At 58.0% G+C, this 19,227-nt stretch carries 11 protein-coding genes and 1 pseudogene; 10 read left to right on the top strand and 2 right to left on the bottom strand.

Going from position 1 to position 19,227, the window contains the following annotated elements; translation table 11 throughout:
- The first annotated feature begins 9 nt into the window (after positions 1 to 9).
- From A3466_RS05610 to A3466_RS05570, 9 genes are all read left to right on the top strand, one after another.
- Positions 10 to 405, top strand: coding sequence for a conjugal transfer protein TrbF (locus A3466_RS05610; protein WP_245167732.1), 396 nt, complete (start codon positions 10 to 12; stop codon positions 403 to 405).
- Positions 392 to 1,762 carry a conjugal transfer pilus assembly protein TraH gene (gene traH / locus A3466_RS05605; protein ID WP_063449752.1) on the top strand — a complete coding sequence of 457 codons (1,371 nt, stop codon included), beginning with the start codon at positions 392 to 394 and terminating at the stop codon, positions 1,760 to 1,762. Before A3466_RS05610 ends, traH begins: the two co-directional genes overlap by 14 nt.
- Positions 1,762 to 4,644: a conjugal transfer mating-pair stabilization protein TraG gene (gene traG, locus A3466_RS05600; RefSeq protein WP_063449751.1), complete on the top strand. Its 2,883-nt coding sequence runs from the start codon at positions 1,762 to 1,764 to the stop codon at positions 4,642 to 4,644. The genes traH and traG overlap by 1 nt, the downstream gene beginning before the upstream one ends.
- Positions 4,645 to 4,654: 10 nt before the next feature.
- Positions 4,655 to 5,188: a hypothetical protein gene (locus A3466_RS05595; protein ID WP_063449750.1), complete on the top strand. Its 534-nt coding sequence runs from the start codon at positions 4,655 to 4,657 to the stop codon at positions 5,186 to 5,188.
- Positions 5,189 to 5,552: 364 nt separating this feature from the next.
- A complete protein-coding gene (traD, locus tag A3466_RS05590; RefSeq protein ID WP_063449749.1) occupies positions 5,553 to 7,793 on the top strand; it encodes a type IV conjugative transfer system coupling protein TraD in 2,241 nt (746 codons plus the stop codon).
- On the top strand, positions 7,793 to 13,036 hold the full coding sequence (gene traI, locus A3466_RS05585) for a conjugative transfer relaxase/helicase TraI (RefSeq protein WP_063449748.1): 5,244 nt from the start codon (positions 7,793 to 7,795) through the stop codon (positions 13,034 to 13,036). Before traD ends, traI begins: the two co-directional genes overlap by 1 nt.
- Positions 13,036 to 13,773 carry a type-F conjugative transfer system pilin acetylase TraX gene (gene traX, locus A3466_RS05580; RefSeq protein WP_063449747.1) on the top strand — a complete coding sequence of 246 codons (738 nt, stop codon included), beginning with the start codon at positions 13,036 to 13,038 and terminating at the stop codon, positions 13,771 to 13,773. The genes traI and traX overlap by 1 nt, the downstream gene beginning before the upstream one ends.
- Before the next feature lie 33 nt (positions 13,774 to 13,806).
- A complete protein-coding gene (gene finO, locus A3466_RS05575) occupies positions 13,807 to 14,469 on the top strand; it encodes a fertility inhibition protein FinO (protein ID WP_063449746.1) in 663 nt (220 codons plus the stop codon).
- 404 nt (positions 14,470 to 14,873) lie between these two features.
- Positions 14,874 to 15,128, top strand: a complete 255-nt coding sequence (locus A3466_RS05570) for a replication regulatory protein RepA (protein WP_063449745.1) — start codon at positions 14,874 to 14,876, stop codon at positions 15,126 to 15,128.
- Between the two features lie 47 nt (positions 15,129 to 15,175).
- Here A3466_RS05570 and A3466_RS23800 read toward each other — a convergent pair.
- Positions 15,176 to 15,325: pseudogene (locus A3466_RS23800) on the bottom strand (replication protein RepA).
- A gap of 112 nt (positions 15,326 to 15,437) precedes the next feature.
- On the opposite strand from A3466_RS23800, the gene repA reads away from it, so the two are divergent.
- Positions 15,438 to 16,469, top strand: a complete 1,032-nt coding sequence (gene repA / locus A3466_RS05565) for a plasmid replication initiator RepA (protein WP_063449744.1) — start codon at positions 15,438 to 15,440, stop codon at positions 16,467 to 16,469.
- Between the two features lie 973 nt (positions 16,470 to 17,442).
- On the opposite strand, the gene A3466_RS05560 is transcribed toward repA, so the two are convergent.
- Positions 17,443 to 18,942 (bottom strand): EAL domain-containing protein, encoded by a 1,500-nt coding sequence (locus tag A3466_RS05560; RefSeq protein ID WP_063449743.1) that lies wholly within the window; start codon positions 18,940 to 18,942, stop codon positions 17,443 to 17,445.
- Positions 18,943 to 19,227 lie beyond the last annotated feature (285 nt).

The following is a 19,227-nucleotide window of genomic DNA, read 5'->3' as shown; positions in this document are numbered from 1 at the left end:
GAACACGATATGAAGACGTCACTGACGATGCAGGGACTGACAACGCCTGAGCTTATTACGCTGAATGCGCGAAAAAATGACGCCCGTCATGCCGCTTATCTGGAATGGGCGGGCATCCTGCTTATCGCGGGCATACTGTCCCGTATCTTTTTGGTATATGTGTTTGATGCCTGCGTTGACGACTGGCTCAGGGACGGGCACCGGCAGGTAAAAGATCTGTGGAACGTGCTGATGTACTTTATTCCGCTGATTTTTTTCGCGCTGAGCGGCGGGCTGGCCGTTGCCGCCGTCGTTTATTCGGGCCTGAACGTTATTGAGACAAACCGGCGGATTTTCTTCCTGAAGCGCAAAATGAAAAAGCGCGCCCTGCTGGCAGGTCAGGAGGACGCAGATGTTCATCCGTAAACCGCTCTCCATGCTGTGTGGCCTCCTTCTCGCGTGTTCAGCGAGCGTGAGCGCCGACGTGAACAGCGACATGAACAGCTTCTTCAACAAGCTGGGCTTTGCGTCCAATACCAGCCAGCCACAGGTCTGGCAGGGGCAGGCGGCGGGCTATGCCACAGGCGGCTCGCTTTACGCCCGCACTCAGGTTAAGACCGTCCAGCTGGTCTCCATGTCGTTACCCGACATCAACGCCGGGTGCGGGGGCATCGATGCCTACCTCGGCTCGTTCAGCTATATCAACAGCGACCAGCTCCAGCGCTTCGCCAAGCAGATTATGTCCAACGCCGCGGGCTACTTCTTTGACCTCGCCCTGCAAACCACCGTGCCGGAAATCAAGACGGCCAAGGACTTCCTCCAGAAGATGGCCAGCGACATCAACAGCATGAACCTGAGCTCCTGCCAGGCCGCACAGGGCATTGTCGGCGGGCTGTTCCCGCGTACTCAGGTCTCCCAGACCAAGGTGTGCCAGGACATTGCCGGTGAAAGCAATATGTTTGCGGACTGGGCGGCATCCCGCCAGGGCTGCACCGTGGGGGGCAGCCTCGACAAGGTGCGTGATAAGGCCGGGAAAGAGGACGAAGAGCGCATCACCAAAAACATCAACATCATCTGGCATTCGCTGGGCAAGAACGGCATGTTCAGCGGGAACAAAGAGCTGAGGGAATTCATCATGACCCTCACCGGGACCCTGATTTTTGATGAGAAGGGGAACATCACGCCTCTGCCTGCCCGTACTACCGACCGCGACATCATTAAGGCAGTAATGGAGGGTGGGACGGCGAGAATTTACCACTGCAACGACAGCGAGAAGTGCCTGAAGGTGGCAGCCGACGCGACCGTCACCATCAGCGAAAAGAATGCCCTCAAAAATCAGATAAAGGACATTCTCTCCAGCATCCAGAACAAGGCCGCCACGGACACCGCACTGACCGACAAGGAGAAGGGGTTTATCTCCGGCACCACCATTCCGGTCTTCAAGTACCTGGTGGACCCGATGATGCTGGGCGTCTCGGACAGCCTCGTCTACCAGCTGACGGACTACATCGGCTACGACATCCTGCTTCAGTACATTCAGGAGATGGTGCAACAGGCGCGGGCCATGATGGCCACGGGTAACTATGACCAGGCCGTTATCGACAGCATCAATAACAACCTCAACGAAGCCACGCGGCAGATCGCGTCCTTCCAGGCACAGGTGCAGGTGCAGCAGGACGCGCTGCTGGTCGTTGACCGCCAGATGAGCTACATGCGCCAGCAGGTTTCGGCCCGCATGCTTCAGCGCTATCAGAACAACTATCACTTCGGAGGGGCACGCTGATGCAGGCCATATACGTGATTGCGGGCGGAGACTGGCTGAGCCAGACGCTGAACGCGATAGTGACTTTCATGAACACCGACAGCTGGGCCATCATCCGCCGGATCGTGACTGCGCTCTCGGTGCTGGTCGTGGCCGTCTCCTGGCTGCGCCGCCATAACATTATGGACATGCTGGGCTGGATAGCCACGATCGTTCTGATGTCCCTGCTGGTCAGCGTGCGTACGCCGGTGCAGATTATCGACAACAGCGATCTGACAAAGGTGTACCAGGTGGATAACGTGCCGGTCGGGCTTGCGCTACCGGCGTCGCTGACGACCACCATCGGGCACGCCCTGGTGCAGGGCTACGAGATGGTCTTTTCGCAGCCGGACAGCGTGACCTACAGCAAGACCGGCATGCTCTTCGGTGCAAACCTGGTCGCGCGAAGTACCGACTTTATGTCGAAGAATCCGGAAATTGCCACGCTGTTCCCGGACTACGTGCAGAACTGCGTGATGGGCGACATCTTCCTCAACGGTAAGTACACCCTTGACGAACTGATGAACAGCACCGATCCCTACACCATCATTTTCTCTAAACCCAGCCCGCTGCGTCAGGTACCGAACTATAAAAATTTTACGACCACCGGTGATAAGGGACAAACAGAGATAAAGGCATTTTTATCCTGCGCAGAAGCCGCGGTGATTCTCAAACAGAAGCTGGGCCTTGATACCCAAACTGGTGGAAAGAGTTGGAGCTACTACGCGCGCTGGATCTTTGGCGGGCGTCCGAACCCCGATCTGCTGCTAAACCAGATGCTCGGGGAAAGCTACAGCTATTTCTACAACTCGGGGGCGAGCGCCTCGCAGATAATCCGTCAGAACGTGACGATGAACGCCCTGCGCGACGGCATCATGGGCTATGCGGCACGTAACGGCGACACATCGAGCCTGCTGAACATCGCCACCACGTCCTCAATGGAGAAGCAGCGCCTGGCGCATGCGACGGTCGGCCAGGTGGCCCTGCGCTCCCTCCCGATGTCCCAGACGCTGATTGTGGGGCTGACCATCGGCATCTTCCCCCTCATGGTACTGGGCGGCATGTTTAACGCGGTCACGCTTAACGTGCTGAAGGGCTACGTCATGGCGATTATGTGGGTGCAGAGCTGGCCGCTGCTTTACGCCATCCTGAACAGCTGCATGACGTTCTATGCGAAGGCGAACGGTTCACCGGTGGTGCTCTCCGAGCTGTCGCAGGTGCAGCTGAAATACTCGGACCTCGCCACCACTGCGGGCTACCTGTCGATGCTTATTCCGCCGCTGGCGTGGGGGATCCTGAAAGGCCTGGGTTCGAGCTTCTCAAGCCTTTACAGCCACCTGGCGTCTTCAGCCATCAGCCCGGCGGCGATGGCGGCTGCGGGAGCGGTGGACGGCAACTACTCTTACGCGAATATGCAAACCGAAAACGTCAGCGGGAACAGTTTTAACACCAACAGTTCGACCCTGTTCGGCCAGATGAGTCGGCAGCTTTCAAACGGTGGAATGGGAACCCAGACTCGTGACGGTTCAATGATCTGGGATACCAGTAGCGCGATGTCGAAACTGCCGGTAGATATTAACGTCGGCCGTCAGATTGCCAGCGCACAGCAGCAGATGGCCAGAGAATCCGAGGCTCAGGCAGAAAATGCCCTGCATGGTTATAACCAGAGCGTGACGAGCGCGTGGAATACCCTAAAGCAGTTCGGTACTAATATGGGGACCAGTTCCTCGATGACGATGGGGGCTGACAGTACTGAATCCTCTCAGGATTCGATGGCCAGAAGTAAGATGTGGAACGCGGTTGTTGCTAACGCTAAGGCCCATAACATAAGTAATGAAGAGTCTTTCCAGCAGTTGATGGATGAGTCGAGGAAGGGAACGGTATCAGGTGAGATATATGGTAATGCAAAATGGAGTAGTGGTGATCAACTGGCAGGGAAACTGGGTAAATGGGCTACAGGGCTCAGTGCTGAAGGTGGGGCTAGAATCAGTGCAGGAGTGAATGCATCAAGTGGCTCTACTGACTCGACAAACGAATCTGAAAGGGAATCTCATGAAAGTAGGCATGATACCAGCAGCCAGGCGGCGAAAGACTTTAAGGAAGCATCGGATTACTTTACCAGCCGTAAAACCACCACATCAGGCAATATTACCGATAATAATGCTAGCTCGCGTGTTGACCAGTTTGCCGCGTCGCTCTCCAGTGCCAAAAGCAGCTATGACCAGTATACAAGCAGCCGGACACGCAGCCATGAGTACAGTGAAATGGCTTCGCGCACAGAGAGCATGAATGGCCAGATGAGCGAAAATCTGACTCAGCAGTTTGCAAACTATGTTCAGCATCGTGCTCCGCAAGATGCTGAGGCCATTCTGACCAACACCAGTTCTCCTGAAATTGCGGCGCAGCGTGAAGCCCTGGCGCGTGAATTCGTCAAAGAGCAGGTTGAACCCAGGATTGATAGCACGTATCAACAGGGTCGCGAAAGCATCGGTCAGAATATGACAGGGGCGGCAGGTGGTGGAGACATTGATTCGGTAATGGCCGACTACGGACAAAATTCTGGTCGTATCGATGCTATAACGCAAGAGACGGGTATTAAGGATAATGTGGATCAGAAAGTGGATGGAATGATTAAAGAGAATAAACAACAGCATCAGGAAACCCGTGAAAACATACAACAGCAAGGCGTTGATGTAAGAAAAGAGAATGCTGAATTGGAAAGAGACCACAAAACAAAAGAAAATGATTTCAAAGATACTTATAATGATAAGAAAGAACATCAAACCAGACTGCCTGGCGCGGATTCAACTAAAGAACTACTGGATAAGGCAGCTAAATTAAAAAACGAGAAATCCAAGGGATAGGGAGGAAGGGATGTTAACCCATAAAATAATACAAGGTGAAATTGAAGAGTTAAAATTAATTTTGACTGAGAAGGATTTAACGATCCCCTCATTCTGGAGTTGTATCTGGCCTGGCTTGATATGTATGTTTTGGTTTTTACTTTCTTCATATTTTTCATATGGGGTAAGTGATCTTTCTACGGGTCTTGATAGGACTGCATCAATGATTTTTGCAGCAGTTGTGGGCGTTTTTTCTATCATTGCAACCGCGAATACCCGCTCACTCTTCCTTTCTTTACCTGAATCTTTCAGGAAAAGGTCGTTGTTCTTTGGTTTTTTAGCAAAGAAATGTAAAGCTTATGGAGTGGCTATTTTTGCTATATTCCCATGCTTGTCATTTTTTTCTGCATATAACGGTATTAATGTAGTTGTTTTCATTGTTGTTACCGGTTTTAGTCTTTTGTTAACACTTATGGTGATGAATATTGACCTTGGTCGTTATCAGTTAGCTACCCTGACGTCTGTTATTGAATCGGTTAGAAATAAAGGAATTAAACTGCAATAAAATATGATTTCCTGCTCTTCACTAACCGAATTTAATCGTTCGGTTAGTGAATTTTGCGCTCCTTAGTTCTTAATTTTCAAGATTTTTTCCTCACATGAACGGTGAGCAGGTGCGAAGTTTACTTGTTCGCTTGTGAGGTGCTGCCGCCTTCGGCGGAGTCTTTTAATTTTCATTGAATCAAATTCTAGGAGATTTAAATTGACTGCTTAACGGCGTTTACTGTTCCGTTGCTCTCCATCCCCTTTTTCAATACTAACGCTTTATGGCTGCACAAATCTTTGTGCGGTCATAAAGGGTTGCCGGCAACGCCGGAATACTTTGCCTTTGCCGCCAGTGTGACGGCACACACCACCGGACCGACATCATGAGTTTTAATGCCAAGGATATGACCCAGGGCGGTCAGATCGCGAGCATGCGCATCCGCATGTTCAGCCAGATCGCCAACATCATTTTGTACTGTCTCGTTATTCTCTTCGGGATCATCGTTGCCCTGACGCTCACCGTGAAGCTGTCGTGGCAGACGTTTGTTAATGGCATGGTTTATTACTGGTGTCAGACGCTTGCCCCCATGCGCGATATTTTCAAATCCCAGCCTGTCTATACCATCCGTTATTACGGCCATGAGCTGAAGTACAACGCGCAGCAAATACTGCAGGACAAATATATCCAGTGGTGCGCAGACCAGGTCTGGACGGCCTTTATTCTTGCCGCCATCATCGCGGCCGTGGTGTGCGTTATTACCTTCTTTGTCACCACCTGGATTCTGGGCCATCAGGGTAAGCAGCAGAGTGAGGACGAGATAACGGGAGGGCGCCAGCTGACTGATGACCCGAAAGCGGTGGCGAAAATGCTCAGGCGCGACGGTCTCGCATCCGACATCAAAATCGGTGAGCTGCCGCTTATTAAGGACTCGGAGATCCAGAACTTCTGTCTGCACGGTACCGTGGGGGCCGGTAAATCAGAAGTTATCCGCCGTCTGATGAACTACGCCCGCCAGCGTGGCGATATGGTCATCGTGTATGACCGCTCCTGTGAGTTCGTCAAAAGCTACTATGATCCGGCCACAGATAAAATCCTTAACCCTCTGGATGCGCGCTGCGCTGCATGGGACCTGTGGCGGGAGTGCCTGACGCAGCCTGACTTCGACAACGTCTCCAACACCCTCATCCCGATGGGCACGAAAGAAGACCCCTTCTGGCAGGGCTCCGGGCGCACCATCTTTGCCGAAGCGGCCTACCTGATGCGTAACGACAAGGACCGCAGCTACAGCAAGCTGGTCGACACGCTGCTCTCCATCAAGATTGAGAAGCTGCGCTCGTACCTGCAGAACTCTCCGGCGGCAAACCTGGTTGAAGAAAAAATTGAAAAGACGGCTATCTCGATTCGTGCTGTGCTGACCAACTACGTCAAGGCCATCCGCTACCTTCAGGGTATTGAGCACAACGGCGAACCCTTCACCATCCGCGACTGGATGCGCGGCGTGCGCGAAGACGGGCGGAACGGCTGGCTGTTTATCTCATCCAATGCCGATACTCATGCCTCCCTGAAGCCGGTCATCTCCATGTGGCTGTCCATTGCCATCCGTGGCCTGCTGGCCATGGGGGAGAACCGCAACCGCCGCGTCTGGATTTTTGCCGACGAACTGCCGACCCTGCACAAGCTGCCGGACCTGGTTGAAATCCTGCCGGAGGCGCGTAAGTTCGGCGGCTGCTACGTCATCGGCATCCAGTCCTATGCCCAGCTGGAGGATATCTACGGCCAGAAGCCCGCGGAAACGCTGTTCGACGTGCTGAACACCCGCGCGTTCTTCCGTTCCCCTTCCAGAAATATCGCCGAGTTCGCCGCCGGTGAAATCGGCGAGAAAGAAATCCTCAAGGCCTCAGAGCAGTATTCCTACGGTGTGGACCCGGTGCGTGACGGTACGTCGGTCGGCAAGGATATGGAGCGCGTGACCCTGGTCAGCTACTCCGATATCCAGACGCTGCCCGACCTGTCCTGCTACGTCACCCTTCCCGGGCCGTATCCGGCGGTGAAGATGGCCCTGAAATATCAGGAGCGCCCGAAGGTGGCGCCTGAATTCATTCAGCGCCGTATCGATGACAAGGCCGAGCAGCGCCTCAATGCGGCGCTCGCGGCCCGGGAGGCCGAGTCCCGCAGCGTGGCCATGCTTTTCGAGCCGGATACGGAAGTCGTTGCTCCGGTGGCAGGCCCGGAGAATGCTGGCCAGCCACAGCAGCCACAGCAGCCACAGCAGCCACAGCAGCCACAGCAGCCACAGCAGCCACAGCAGCCACAGCAGCCACAGCCTGCCCCTGTTATAACGCCACGTCCTGCGCCTGTCGCAGCCAGTACCTCTGCTGCTGCGACCGCCGCCGTTGCGGGCTCCGGCGGCACCGAATCGGTGCTCGAGACGAAGGCAGAGGAGGCAGAACAGCTGCCGCCGGGCATTGATGAAAGCGGCGAAGTGGTCGATATGGCTGCCTGGGAGGCCTGGCAGGCGGAGCAGGACGAGCTGACGCCGCAGGAGCGGCAGAGGCGTGAAGAGGTGAACATCAACGTTCACAGGACGCATGACGACGATCTTGAGCCGGGAGGATACATCTGATGATGAGCATCGGCTCGGTTAAGTCTGCCGGCAGCGCGGGCAACTACTATACCGACAAGGACAACTACTACGTTATCGGCAGCATGGGCGAACGCTGGGCGGGTGAAGGCGCCAAGGCGCTGGGACTCAGCGGCAGCGTGGACGTGAAAACCTTCACCCGCGTGCTGGAAGGAAAGCTCCCCGACGGCAGCGATCTGAGCCGCGCCCAGGACGGGACCAACAAACACCGTCCTGGCTACGACCTGACGTTTTCAGCGCCCAAAAGCATCTCGGTGATGGCCATGCTGGGCGGCGACACGCGCCTCATCGACGCCCACAACCGCGCCGTGGACACGGCCATTAAGCAGATCGAGGCGCTGGCCTCCACGCGCGTCATGACCGACGGCAAAAGCGAGACGCAGCTGACCGGCAACCTGGTGATGGCGCTGTTCAACCACGATACCAGCCGCGACCAGGAGCCGCAGCTGCACACCCATGCCGTGGTGGCCAACGTCACGCAGCACGACGGAACCTGGCGCACGCTCAGCAGCGACAAAATCGGAAAGACCGGCTTTATCGAAAACGTCTACGCGAACCAGATAGCCTTTGGCCGCCTGTACCGCGCCGCGCTGAAGGACGACGTGACGGCAATGGGCTACGAGACCGAAACGGTCGGCAAACACGGGATGTGGGAGCTGAAGGGCGTCCCGACGGAGCCGTACTCCAGCCGCACTAAGGCCATACGCGAGGCGGTCGGGGACGATGCATCCCTGAAGTCGCGCGACGTGGCGGCACTCGATACCCGCCAGTCCAAGCAGAAGGTCGATCCGGAGCAGCGCATGGCCGAATGGATGGCCACCCTGAAGGAGACGGGCTTTGATATCCAGGCCTACCGTGAGGCCGCAGACCTGCGGGTACGTGAAGGTGCCGTTCCGGTGAGCACTCCGGAATCCCCTGATGCGCCCGCGGCGGTCAGCCAGAGCATTGCCATGCTGAGCGACCGGCGGGCGCGGTTTACCTACTCAGAACTGCTGGCCACCACCCTCGGCCAGCTGCCCGCGCGGCCCGGCATGATTGAGCAGGCGCGGGAAGGCATCGATGCGGCCATCAAAAACGAGCAGCTGATCCCGCTCGATAAAGAGAAGGGGCTGTTCACCTCAAACGTTCATGTTCTGGACGAGCTGTCCGTGTCGGCGCTGTCGCGCGAGCTTCAGCAGCAGGGCCGCGTGGACGTCTTTCCCGACAAAAGCGTGCCCCGCAGCCGGGCGTTCGGGGATGCCGTCAGCGTGCTGGCGCAGGACCGCTCTCCGGTGGCCATCATCTCAGGACAGGGCGGCGCGGCCGGACAGCGCGAGCGCGTTGCGGAGCTTGTCATGATGGCGCGCGAGCAGGGCCGCGACGTGCAGATTATGGCCGCTGACCGCCGTTCGGCCGCAAACCTGGCCAGGGATGAGCGCCTCAGCGGCGAGCTGATCACCGACAGGCGCGGACTGACTGAAGGGATGACGTTCATTCCCGGCAGCACGCTGATAGTCGACCAGGGCGAGAAGCTGACCCTGAAAGAGACGCTGACGCTGCTCGACGGCGCGCTGCGCCATAACGTCCAGCTGCTGATTGCTGACAGCGGCCAGCGCACCGGAACCGGCAGCGCGCTGACCGTGATGAAGGAGGCGGGCGTCAGTACGCTGGCCTGGCAGGGCGGCGAGAAAACCCGTGTCTCGGTCATCAGCGAGCCGGACAGGCGCGAACGCTACGATCGCCTGGCGGCGGACTTTGCGAAGAGCATTCGTGCCGGCAAGGAGGCCGTGGTGCAGATTAGCGGCGCCCGCGAGCAGGCGGCGCTGGCGGCCACCGTGCGCGATGCCCTGAAAGGTGAAAAGGTGCTGGGCGAGCGCGATATCAGCATTACCACGCTTGAGCCGGTGTGGCTTGACGGACGCCACCGGCAGGTTCGGGATCACTACCGGGAGGGCATGGTGATGGAGCGCTGGAATGCTGAAGAGCGCAGCCGCGAGCGCTTCGTTATCCATCGCGTCACCGCCCGTAACAACAGCCTGACGCTGCGCAACGCGCAGGGTGAAACGCAGGTGACCCGCCTGACGGAACTCGACAGCAGCTGGTCCCTCTACCGCACCGGCACCCTTCAGGTGACCGAAGGTGACCGCCTGGCCGTGCTGGGCCAGACGCAGGGCGCGCGCCTGAAGGGCGGGGACAGCGTGACCGTGACGGGCATCGATGAGAAGGGTATCCACGTCAGCCTGCCGGGGCGAAAAACGCAGGCGGTGCTGCCGGCGGGCGACAGCCCGTTCACGGCACCGAAGATCGGCCAGGGCTGGGTGGAGTCGCCGGGCCGCTCGGTGAGCGACAGCGCCACGGTCTACGCCTCGCTGACGCAGCGCGAGATGGATAACGCCACGCTGAACGGCCTGGCCCGCAGCGGTGCTGAGGTCAGGCTCTATTCCGCGCAGACGGTGCAGAAAACGGAGGAGAAGCTGTCCCGCCAGTCTGCCTGGACCTTGGTGACGACGCAGGTGAAGGAGGCCGCCGGAAAGGACTCTCTTGGCGACGCGCTGGTCCATCAGAAGGCCGCGCTGCACACGCCGGAGCAGCAGGCCATCCATCTTGCCATTCCCTCGCTTGAGGGTAACGGGCTGGCGTTCACCCGACCGCAGCTGATGGCCGCCGCGAAGGATTTCGCACAGGACAAGCTCAGCCTGGCCGCGATTGAGGATGAAATTGCGCGCCAGACGCGCAGCGGGGCGCTGATATCGGTCCCCGTTTCGCAGGGGAACGGGCTGCAACAGCTCGTCTCGCGTCAGTCCTACAACGCTGAGAAAAGCATTATCCGCCACGTTCTTGAGGGAAAGGATGCCGTCACCCCGCTGATGGGCAAGGTTCCGGACGCGCAGCTGGCGGGCCTGACCGACGGGCAGCAGAACGCCACGCGCATGATTCTGGAGTCCCCCGATCGCTTTACCCTGGTCCAGGGCTACGCGGGCGTGGGCAAGACGACGCAGTTCAGGGCAGTCATGTCGGCCATCGGCACGCTGCCGGAAGAGCAGCGGCCGCGCGTTATCGGCTTGGCCCCGACTCACCGGGCGGTGGGGGAGATGCGCGATGCGGGCGTACCCGAATCACAGACGCTGGCGGCCTTTATCCACGACACACAGCAGCTGCTGCGCGGCGGCGAGCGGCCGGACTTCAGCAACGTGCTGTTCCTCATCGACGAAAGCTCGATGGTGGGCAACGCCGACATGGCGAAGGCGTACAGCCTGATTGCGGGGGGCGGCGGCCGCGCGGTATCGAGTGGCGACACCGACCAGCTACAGTCCATCGCGCCCGGCCAGCCCTTCCGGCTGCTTCAGAAGCGCAGCGCCATCGATACGGCGGTGATGCATGAGATAGTCCGCCAGACGCCTGCGCTGCGGCCAGCGGTGTACAGCCTCATTGAGAGGAATATCGGCAGCGCCCTGACCACCCTTGAGAGCGTGGCGCCGCAGCAGGTTCCGCGCAGGCCGGACGCGTGGCAGCCTGACGGTTCGGTCATGGAGTTCAGCCGCGAGCACGAGAAGGCGATTGCCGATGCGATTAAGGCCGGAGACCTGGCGCCCGGCGGGCAGCCCGCAACGCTGCTGGAGGCCATCGTGAAGGACTACACGGGGCGCACGCCGCAGGCGCAGGCGCAGACCATCGTGATCACTGCCCTGAACGCCGACCGGCGCCAGCTTAATACGATGATCCACGACGCGCGCCGCGAGGCGGGAGAGCTGGGCGAGAAAGAGGCGATCCTGCCCGTGCTGACGCCGGCAAACATCCGCGACGGCGAGCTGCGGCGAATGGACACCTGGCAGACTCACGCCAGCAGCATGGTCCTGCTGGATAACACCTACTACAGAATAGACGCGCTGGATAAGGACGCGCACCTGGTGACGCTGAAGGACGAACAGGGCAATACCCGCAGTCTTTCACCCGCACAGGCGGCGACCGAAGGCGTGACGCTGTACCGCCAGGACGCCATCGCCGTCTCGCAAGGCGACCGGATGCGCTTTTCGAAGAGCGACAACGAGCGGGGCTTTGTGGCCAACAGCGTCTGGACGGTCAGCGACATTAAAGGTGACAGCGTCACGCTGACGGACGGGAAGCAGACCCGCACGGTCAACCCGTCGGCAGAGCGCGCGGAGCAGCACATCGACCTCGCCTACGCCGTGACGGTCCACGGTGCCCAGGGCGCGAGCGAGCCTTTCTCCATTTCACTTCAGGGCACGGACGGCGGGCGTAAGCAGATGGTGAACTTCGAGTCGGCCTACGTGGCGCTGAGCCGCATGAAGCAGCACGCGCAGGTCTACACCGACAACCGCGAGAAGTGGGTGGCCGCCATGGAAAAATCGCAGGCGAAAAGCACCGCTCACGACATCGTGGAGCCGCGCAACGACCGCGCGGTGGTGAACGCCGCCCGCCTCACGGCATCGGCAAAGGGGCTGGGCGAGGTCCCGGCGGGCCGCGCCGCGCTGCGCCAGGCCGGGCTGCGGCCTGAGACTACGCTGGCAAAGTTTATCTCTCCGGGAAGGAAATACCCGCAGCCGCACGTGGCGCTGCCTGCCTTTGACCGCAACGGCAGGCAGGCGGGCGTCTGGCTTAGCACCCTGACCGACGGGGACGGGCGGCTTCAGGGGCTGAGCGGTGAAGGGCGCGTGATGGGCAGCGGAGACGCTGCGTTTGTCGGCCTTCAGGCCAGCCGAAACGGCGAGTCGCTGATGGCGGGGGATATGGCAGAAGGTGTGCGGCTGGCGCGGGAGAACCCGCAGAGCGGCGTGGTGGTCCGTATTGGCGATGCTGAAGGCCGCCCGTGGAATCCGGGTGCCATCACCGGCGGCCGCGTCTGGGCTGACGTTGTACCCGACGGGACGGATACGCAGCACGGCGAGAAAATCCCGCCGGAGGTGCTGGCGCAGCAGGCGCTTGAGGCGCAGCAGCGGCACGAGCTGGAGAAGCGGGCCGAGGATGCGGTGCGCGAGCTGGCGCGCGGGGACGAGAAGTCGGAAGATGCTGCCGGTGCGGTCAGGGAGCTGGTGCGCGAGCTGGGCGAGGGGAAAAACCGGGAGCGTTCACCGGACGTCACGCTGCCTGAAAGCCCGGACGTTCGCGCCCGGGATGAGGCGGTATCGAGGGTGGTGCACGAAAACGTGCAGCGCGACCGCCTGCAGCAGATGGAGCGCGACACGGTGCGCGTGCTGGAACGTGAAAAGACTTTGGGAGGCGACTGATGCGTGCTGAAGATAATCCTTTTTTCCCTCTGGTCGTGGTGGCCGACTGCTGGCTCCAGCGGCTGCTTATCTGGACGCCGGGGCAGACCGACCTTATCAAAACCGTGGCGCTGATCCTGATGGTGGCCGACCACGTCAGCCTGCTGTTCGGTCTGGACAGCGAATGGCTGCGACTGGCCGGACGCGGGGCGTTCCCGCTGTTTGGCCTCGTCTGGGCGATGAACCTCGCCCGGCATCCGGTCGTTCGCCAGCGGTCGCTGAACCGGCTCTGGGGCTGGGCCGTTGTGGCGCAGGGCGGGTGGATACTGGCGGGGCTGCGTCCGGACGCGGGCAATATCCTGTTTGCCTTTGCGGTAAGCGGGCAGGCGCTGCGTCTGATGCAGGCTCACGGGCCGCAGGCGTGGCCGCTGCCTCTGATGCTGGTTCCGGTCTGGCTGCCGTTTTCGGGAGCGAGCTACGGGATTGCGGGCGTGATGATGCTGCTTCTGGCCTGCGGTGTGTTCATGACCGGGCGGCGCACCACGCGCACGGGGCTTGCGTGCTGCCTTGCCCTGACGATGCTGGCGCTGAATGCCGCAGACGGGGCGGCCATGGCCGTCGCGGGGCTCATTATCCCGGGCGTGACGCTGACGGTGCTGAGCCGCACCTGCGGCGCGGTGCCGAGGTTCTGGCCGCGTGAATTCTTTCCGCTGTTCTATGCGGTGCATCTTGCCGCGCTGGGGCTGATTGCGATGTAATCATGAGAAGTACAGGGAAATACAGGAGCTGAGATGACAGAGGAACAACGCCCTAAGCTGACGCTGCGGCGAAAGCCGGCGCCGGACGTGAAGCAAACGACGGGCGGCCCAGGCGAGCCGGTCAGGTCCGTCACGCGTAAAAAGACGGTGGTGGTGAGCCAGCCGCCCGCATGGAAGCTAAGAAAACAGGAACAGGAAGAGAAAGAGAAGGCCGGGCGGGAAGCTGCCAGAGAGGCGAAGCGGCAGGAGAAGGCCAGGCTGTGGGCCGAGCGTCAGGCGCAGGAGCGCGAGGCACGGCGGGCGGCGAAGCGCAAGCCGCCACCGGAGCCAAAGTTCCGGACCCTGATGACGCTGGAGGAGGCTGTGGCAGAGATAGCGCGCTGCTGGCCCGCCCTGGCGCTGAACGGGCTTCCCCGCCTGCTGGCGATAAACATCCGCGAGGCGATGATAGAGGACATTCGCAGCCGCAATCTGGATATGTCGGTTAAAAAGCTTAGGCGCTGCCTGAGTGCCATTACCCGCTCGGATCCGTATCTTGAGGCGATGACGGAAGGCGCGTGGCGCATCGATATTGACGGCCAGCCGGTGGCCAGGGTGACGGCAGAGGATGCGGCCTATGCCGTCAGGCGTAAGGAGCAGGAGCACGCCCGCCTTCAGCGCAAGGCTGAGTACGAGCGAAAACAGCACACGGCCTGACGCCGCCGCATGGCGTCGTTGTCCAACCCCGGGCATGGGGAAAAGCGATTTTCCCCATGCCCGGGGTTTCTGAATAACACCCTACGGTGAAAAATACTGACCAGGTGCGCGACAAGTACCGCCCTTCAGGGCGAGGAGGATGTCAAGTCCCGCAAAAAAAAACACACAAATTCTGAAAATGCACTAGTTGTCTACGAGATGCCTAAGGTCGCCAGTGCGTATCTGGCCCACTGGCAGTGCCGCTGGAGACTGGAAACTAACGTATTTACGCCCCTCAGTATTAGCCTCTGACGTGACGGAAACCGTGCGCCAACACGGCTTGCGTTCATAACTAAGTCGCTGATTTTTACAATCTGTAGTATTCTCTGCGAAAAGATCCTTGTTTGATCCTTGGGGAGGCAGAGATGTCACAGACCGGAAACGCAGGAACTTCCTCATCGAAACGTGTTTATAGGAAAGGTAATCCGTTGACTGGAGCTGAGAAACAGCGCATATCTGTTTCCCGGAAAAAAGAGACTCATAAAGCGATTAACGTCTTTATCCAGATCGAACTGAAGCATGAGCTAACTCAACTATGTAAAGATTCAGGCTTAACTCAAACAGAAATGATTGAACACTGGATTTTGAAGGAAAAGAACGCAAAGCGTAATGCGGAGTAGATGGTAACTAAGTTGCCTTCTTGAGCCTCCAGTTTGTGAGTGCTAGATCACTGATCGTTTGAAGAATTTTGGCTGGCCACGCCGTAAGGTGGCAGGGAACTGGTTCTGATGAGGTGTCTACCCGGGACCAGAAAAGCAAAAACCCCGATAATCTTCGCTAAGTTTGGCGACTGAAGAAGATTACCGGGGCCCCACATAACTGCATAGAAGCTGTTGCTCTATGCAGGGAGTATATGTGCATGCATCGGAATTATCAAGATACCGAATCTTCTCAATTACTCTTCCCGTGCAACATAAGCGCAGGAAGGCGTGACTGAGCAGCAAAAGAACACTGGTGCTGTCCTGCACTGGAGCCAGCTGTCGACCGATGACCAGAGCCGCTTCTGGCAGAATGTTGACAATGGCGGAGCTTCATCGTTTCTTACTCCCGCGGGTAAGAAGCTTACCCGTCGCCGTCGGGGCGAGCACTCCACTAAACCCAAATGCGAAAATCCTCTCTGGTTCCGTCCTGCCCGCTATAAGGCGCTCGGTGGCCAGCTGGGCCGCGCCTATAACCGTCTTGTCCGTAAGGACCCTGAAACCGGCGAATACAGCCTGCGTATGCATATGTCCCTTCATCCGTTTTATGTCCAGAGGCGGCGGCAGGCGGGGCGTAAATACGCCTTCAGGCCTGAAAAGCAGCGTCTGCTCGATGCGCTTTGGCCGGTGCTGATCAGCTTCTGTGATGCAGGCAAGCACACGGTTGGAATGTGCATCTCCAGGCTGGCCAGAGAACTCAGCCCAAAGGATGCAAAAGGGAATGTCATTGCCGGCACGGAAGTCACCGTATCACGCCTTTCAAATCTTATTGCCGAGCAAGTGCGCTTCGGCGTGCTTGGTGTTTCAGAACAGACTTCCTGGGACAAAGAGTCCCGTAAGCGCCTGCCCAAATATGTGTGGATCACCCCTGTGGGCTGGCAGCTCCTGGGCGTTGATATGGACAAGCTGATTGAGCAGCAGGTCCGCAAACTCAGGGAGTGTGAGGAGCGACGTGCGCTTATCCGGGAGGGCATTATCCGTGAGGATGAGGATATTTCAGCTCATGCGGCGAGAAAGCGCTGGTACGCGCAGCGCACGCTTGAAGCACTCAGATATCGCCGCGAGAAGGGCGCAGCACGCAAACGCGCCAACAGACTGGCCAGACTGCCCAAAGACCAGCAGATTCACGAGATGGCGGAATTCCTGCGCAAAACCATGCCAGCAGATGAACTCTACTGGTGTTCTGACGACCGCCTGCAGAAGCTGGCCGTCGATCACCTGTATCAGCTCCAGCTCTCGCTGACGTCCCCGCCGCCTCACTAGCGACAACCTGAAAACTGATTTCTTTCGCCAGCCCCTTTCGGGGCTTCTGGCGCTGGTTCCAGTTCGCGATTTTCATCCCCGAGCGTCGCCCTGACGTCAGTTCTGGCCATATCCGGCCGAATAATCCTACTCAGCCGTCGCATTTTCTCTCCGGCCGCCACAATATTCACAAAAATCCGCAAACAGATAATAGTCAGAATCAACAAACGTATATCAGGAAACCCGCAATACAGTCTAAACCCCCTTTTATTAATCCCCTAAAAATGAATCAGGGCAGTTATCTGTCCCTGAAAAATCTGTGCATAACGTAATAATGCCCGCCCTTGCAGCGGACTAACGTCCGCGCCGGTCTGAAAAAACAAGAAGTAGCACCCTCCACTACGCGTCAGGCATCTCTGATGCTTGTAGTTACAACATACATAAAACTTTGAATACCTCACCGTGCACAGCGGCAACACCTGAGTCGGGACCCACCACTGAAAAGCCGCCGCGCCCGGGCCGAAGGCCCGGAACACCGTCGCTTTTAATGATGGATGTTGTAACTAGAATTCTGAGTGGCTGTGAGTGGAGTCGCTGGAGGTTTTGAGTACACGCCCGTAAGCGGCCCTCACGGCCCGCTAACGCGGAGATACGCCCCGACGGCGGCTACGGCCTTGTCGTGACCACTCCGACGGCGCACAAATTTTTCTACTTCGCGATTAGTGGGTTATAGCTTTGCAGGGAAGGAGAGGTTGATAGCGATCCTCTGTAAATCAACCGGCTGCGCCGGGCTACGGCGCCACTAACCATCAAAGCCACATTCAGCTTCAGCTGGCGCCTTTATGCGCCTGCGGCGCATTTCTACGAGACTATCAATGCACCAAATGTCTATGTACTTCACTGGTAAACCAGGTTATGAATAATAATCACTCAAAGTTTATCAGGTGCGCCGTAAAACCTCGTCCTTCAGGGCGGGGAGGATGTCAAAAATCCTCTATATCCACTGCTTCAGCTCGCTTTGGCGTATGGGCCGCGAATAGAAATACCCCTGAAGCCAGCCAACACTGCGCTCTCGCAGCCAGTCTGCCTGCGCTTCAGTTTCCACTCCCTCGGCCACAATTTTCATATTCAGGGCTTTCGCCATTTCGATCAGGCTTAACAGCAACTGTTCTGCAGCCGCCCCCTGACCGATTCTGCTCACGAAAACCTTGTCAATTTTGATAACGTCTACCGGTATCTCGCTGAGATACTCCATGTTGGCGTAGCCGGTACCAAAATCATCAAGCGCAATTGCGATCCCCGTGGCATGGAGCCGCAACAGTCGGTTTCTCAGCGCTTCACTGTTGCCAAAGGGTTCACGTTCCGTCAGCTCAATGGTGAGGCTGATACTGTTTGGCGGGAAAGCGCCGGTAAACGAGAGGCACTCGGTAATAAAGCCTGTTTCCTGAATATGCGCCTGGGTAACGTTGAAACCAATATGCCAACATGGCTGGTTTTCCAGCAGGGAAGGCAGTTCACGTGCGGCCTGCTCCATAAGATGCCTCGTCAGAGTGATAATCAGGTCTGATCCTTCAGCCTCCGCGATAAAACTGGCTGGGGATAGTACTGAGCCATCCGGTTTTTCCCAGCGGGCCAGTACTTCCACACCGGCAATTCGCCCTGTATTGGCCTCCACTATCGGCTGGTACCACGGTACAATTTCCCCTTTACTTAGGGCCTTGCGGAGCTCCCCGTAAAGCGTTCTGCGGCGGAACAGTGTCTGCCACAGGGCCGTGGCCACAGCCGTTCCCAGTAAAGCCGACAGCAGCAGTGAAAGGGCACCATCGCGAAGGAAAAGCGGCAAAGGAATATGCCAGCTTCCTGAATATTCCACCGAAAACGGGTACAGACTGGAGTGTACGGCATACGTGTTTTTCGCCGGGGACGCTTTTAAAAGACGATTATCTTCGGTAAGCATACTGTCTGCTACGCGCAGTGAGAGTGGTCTGTTGCTATGGGGTCTCTTCAGAGCATCTGCTGTCCAGCGCGTGGCCACGCTGGCCGTAATGCTCATGTCGCCGTAACGTCGGCGCAATATCATTACCGGCTCGCCAGGAGAAATATAATCGTCTGTCGCCAGTAGCAAAGTCTGCTTGTCATCGGCCGAGATGAATTCCTGAACAGGATCTGCTCCCACGAAGGAAGAGCACGTCAAGAGATTCTGATGAAATGTATTGATCACCCGGATATGTTCCATTCCGATGGCCAACCGACTCAGCCCCACACTGACCTCGGTTGTGCAGGGCTCCGTGAGCAGGGGCTTGGCCCGGTCGATAGCGCTGCGGGTTTCGTCCAGCAGGTGCTCGGTAGAAGAAACGACTTCCCGGACGTCAGAAGCCACCCTACTCAGGTCAGTTTCTGCAACCTGATACCACGTCAGTAAGGCGCCTGCCGCCGTGATGGTCAGCCCAGCGGCAAGAGTAAGCACTATCCGTTGATACAGTTTTGCTGGCATGTTGTCTCCTTTCACTTCGCCTGACCAGGTATAACGCGTATCGACCTATTTTGCCTCATAGATACGGCAGAGGTCAGTGAGACCACAATAGCCACAAATATTACCAGGACATGCCAGTAGGTAACGATCGCTTCGCCCGCATTGAGCGAGGGTTATCGGCGGGGCTGGCTTACTTCCCCAAGCAGAAGAAGAGCTGGAGGCTATCATAATTATCGATATCCAAATTGACCCCTATCAGTTCCTTAGCGGCAGAGGCTAGAGTGGTCGGCACCGACTCCAGATCTC

Source organism: Enterobacter genomosp. S (assembly GCF_001631805.1).
GTDB lineage: Bacteria > Pseudomonadota > Gammaproteobacteria > Enterobacterales > Enterobacteriaceae > Enterobacter > Enterobacter quasihormaechei.
The sequence above is the reverse complement of the archived record's forward strand: the minus strand, read 5'-3'. Positions and strand labels throughout refer to the sequence as shown.

Excerpts from the sequence above, each read along its gene's own strand:
- traD (WP_063449749.1), top strand. The coding sequence starts at position 5,553 with ATGAGTTTTAATGCCAAGGATATGACCCAGGGCGGTCAGATCGCGAGC.
- A3466_RS05560 (WP_063449743.1), bottom strand. The coding sequence starts at position 18,942 with ATGCCAGCAAAACTGTATCAACGGATAGTGCTTACTCTTGCCGCTGGG.
- traG (WP_063449751.1), top strand. The coding sequence starts at position 1,762 with ATGCAGGCCATATACGTGATTGCGGGCGGAGACTGGCTGAGCCAGACG.
- traX (WP_063449747.1), top strand. The coding sequence starts at position 13,036 with ATGCGTGCTGAAGATAATCCTTTTTTCCCTCTGGTCGTGGTGGCCGAC.
- A3466_RS05570 (WP_063449745.1), top strand. The coding sequence starts at position 14,874 with ATGTCACAGACCGGAAACGCAGGAACTTCCTCATCGAAACGTGTTTAT.
- A3466_RS05595 (WP_063449750.1), top strand. The coding sequence starts at position 4,655 with ATGTTAACCCATAAAATAATACAAGGTGAAATTGAAGAGTTAAAATTA.
- A3466_RS05610 (WP_245167732.1), top strand. The coding sequence starts at position 10 with ATGAAGACGTCACTGACGATGCAGGGACTGACAACGCCTGAGCTTATT.
- traI (WP_063449748.1), top strand. The coding sequence starts at position 7,793 with ATGATGAGCATCGGCTCGGTTAAGTCTGCCGGCAGCGCGGGCAACTAC.
- finO (WP_063449746.1), top strand. The coding sequence starts at position 13,807 with ATGACAGAGGAACAACGCCCTAAGCTGACGCTGCGGCGAAAGCCGGCG.
- traH (WP_063449752.1), top strand. The coding sequence starts at position 392 with ATGTTCATCCGTAAACCGCTCTCCATGCTGTGTGGCCTCCTTCTCGCG.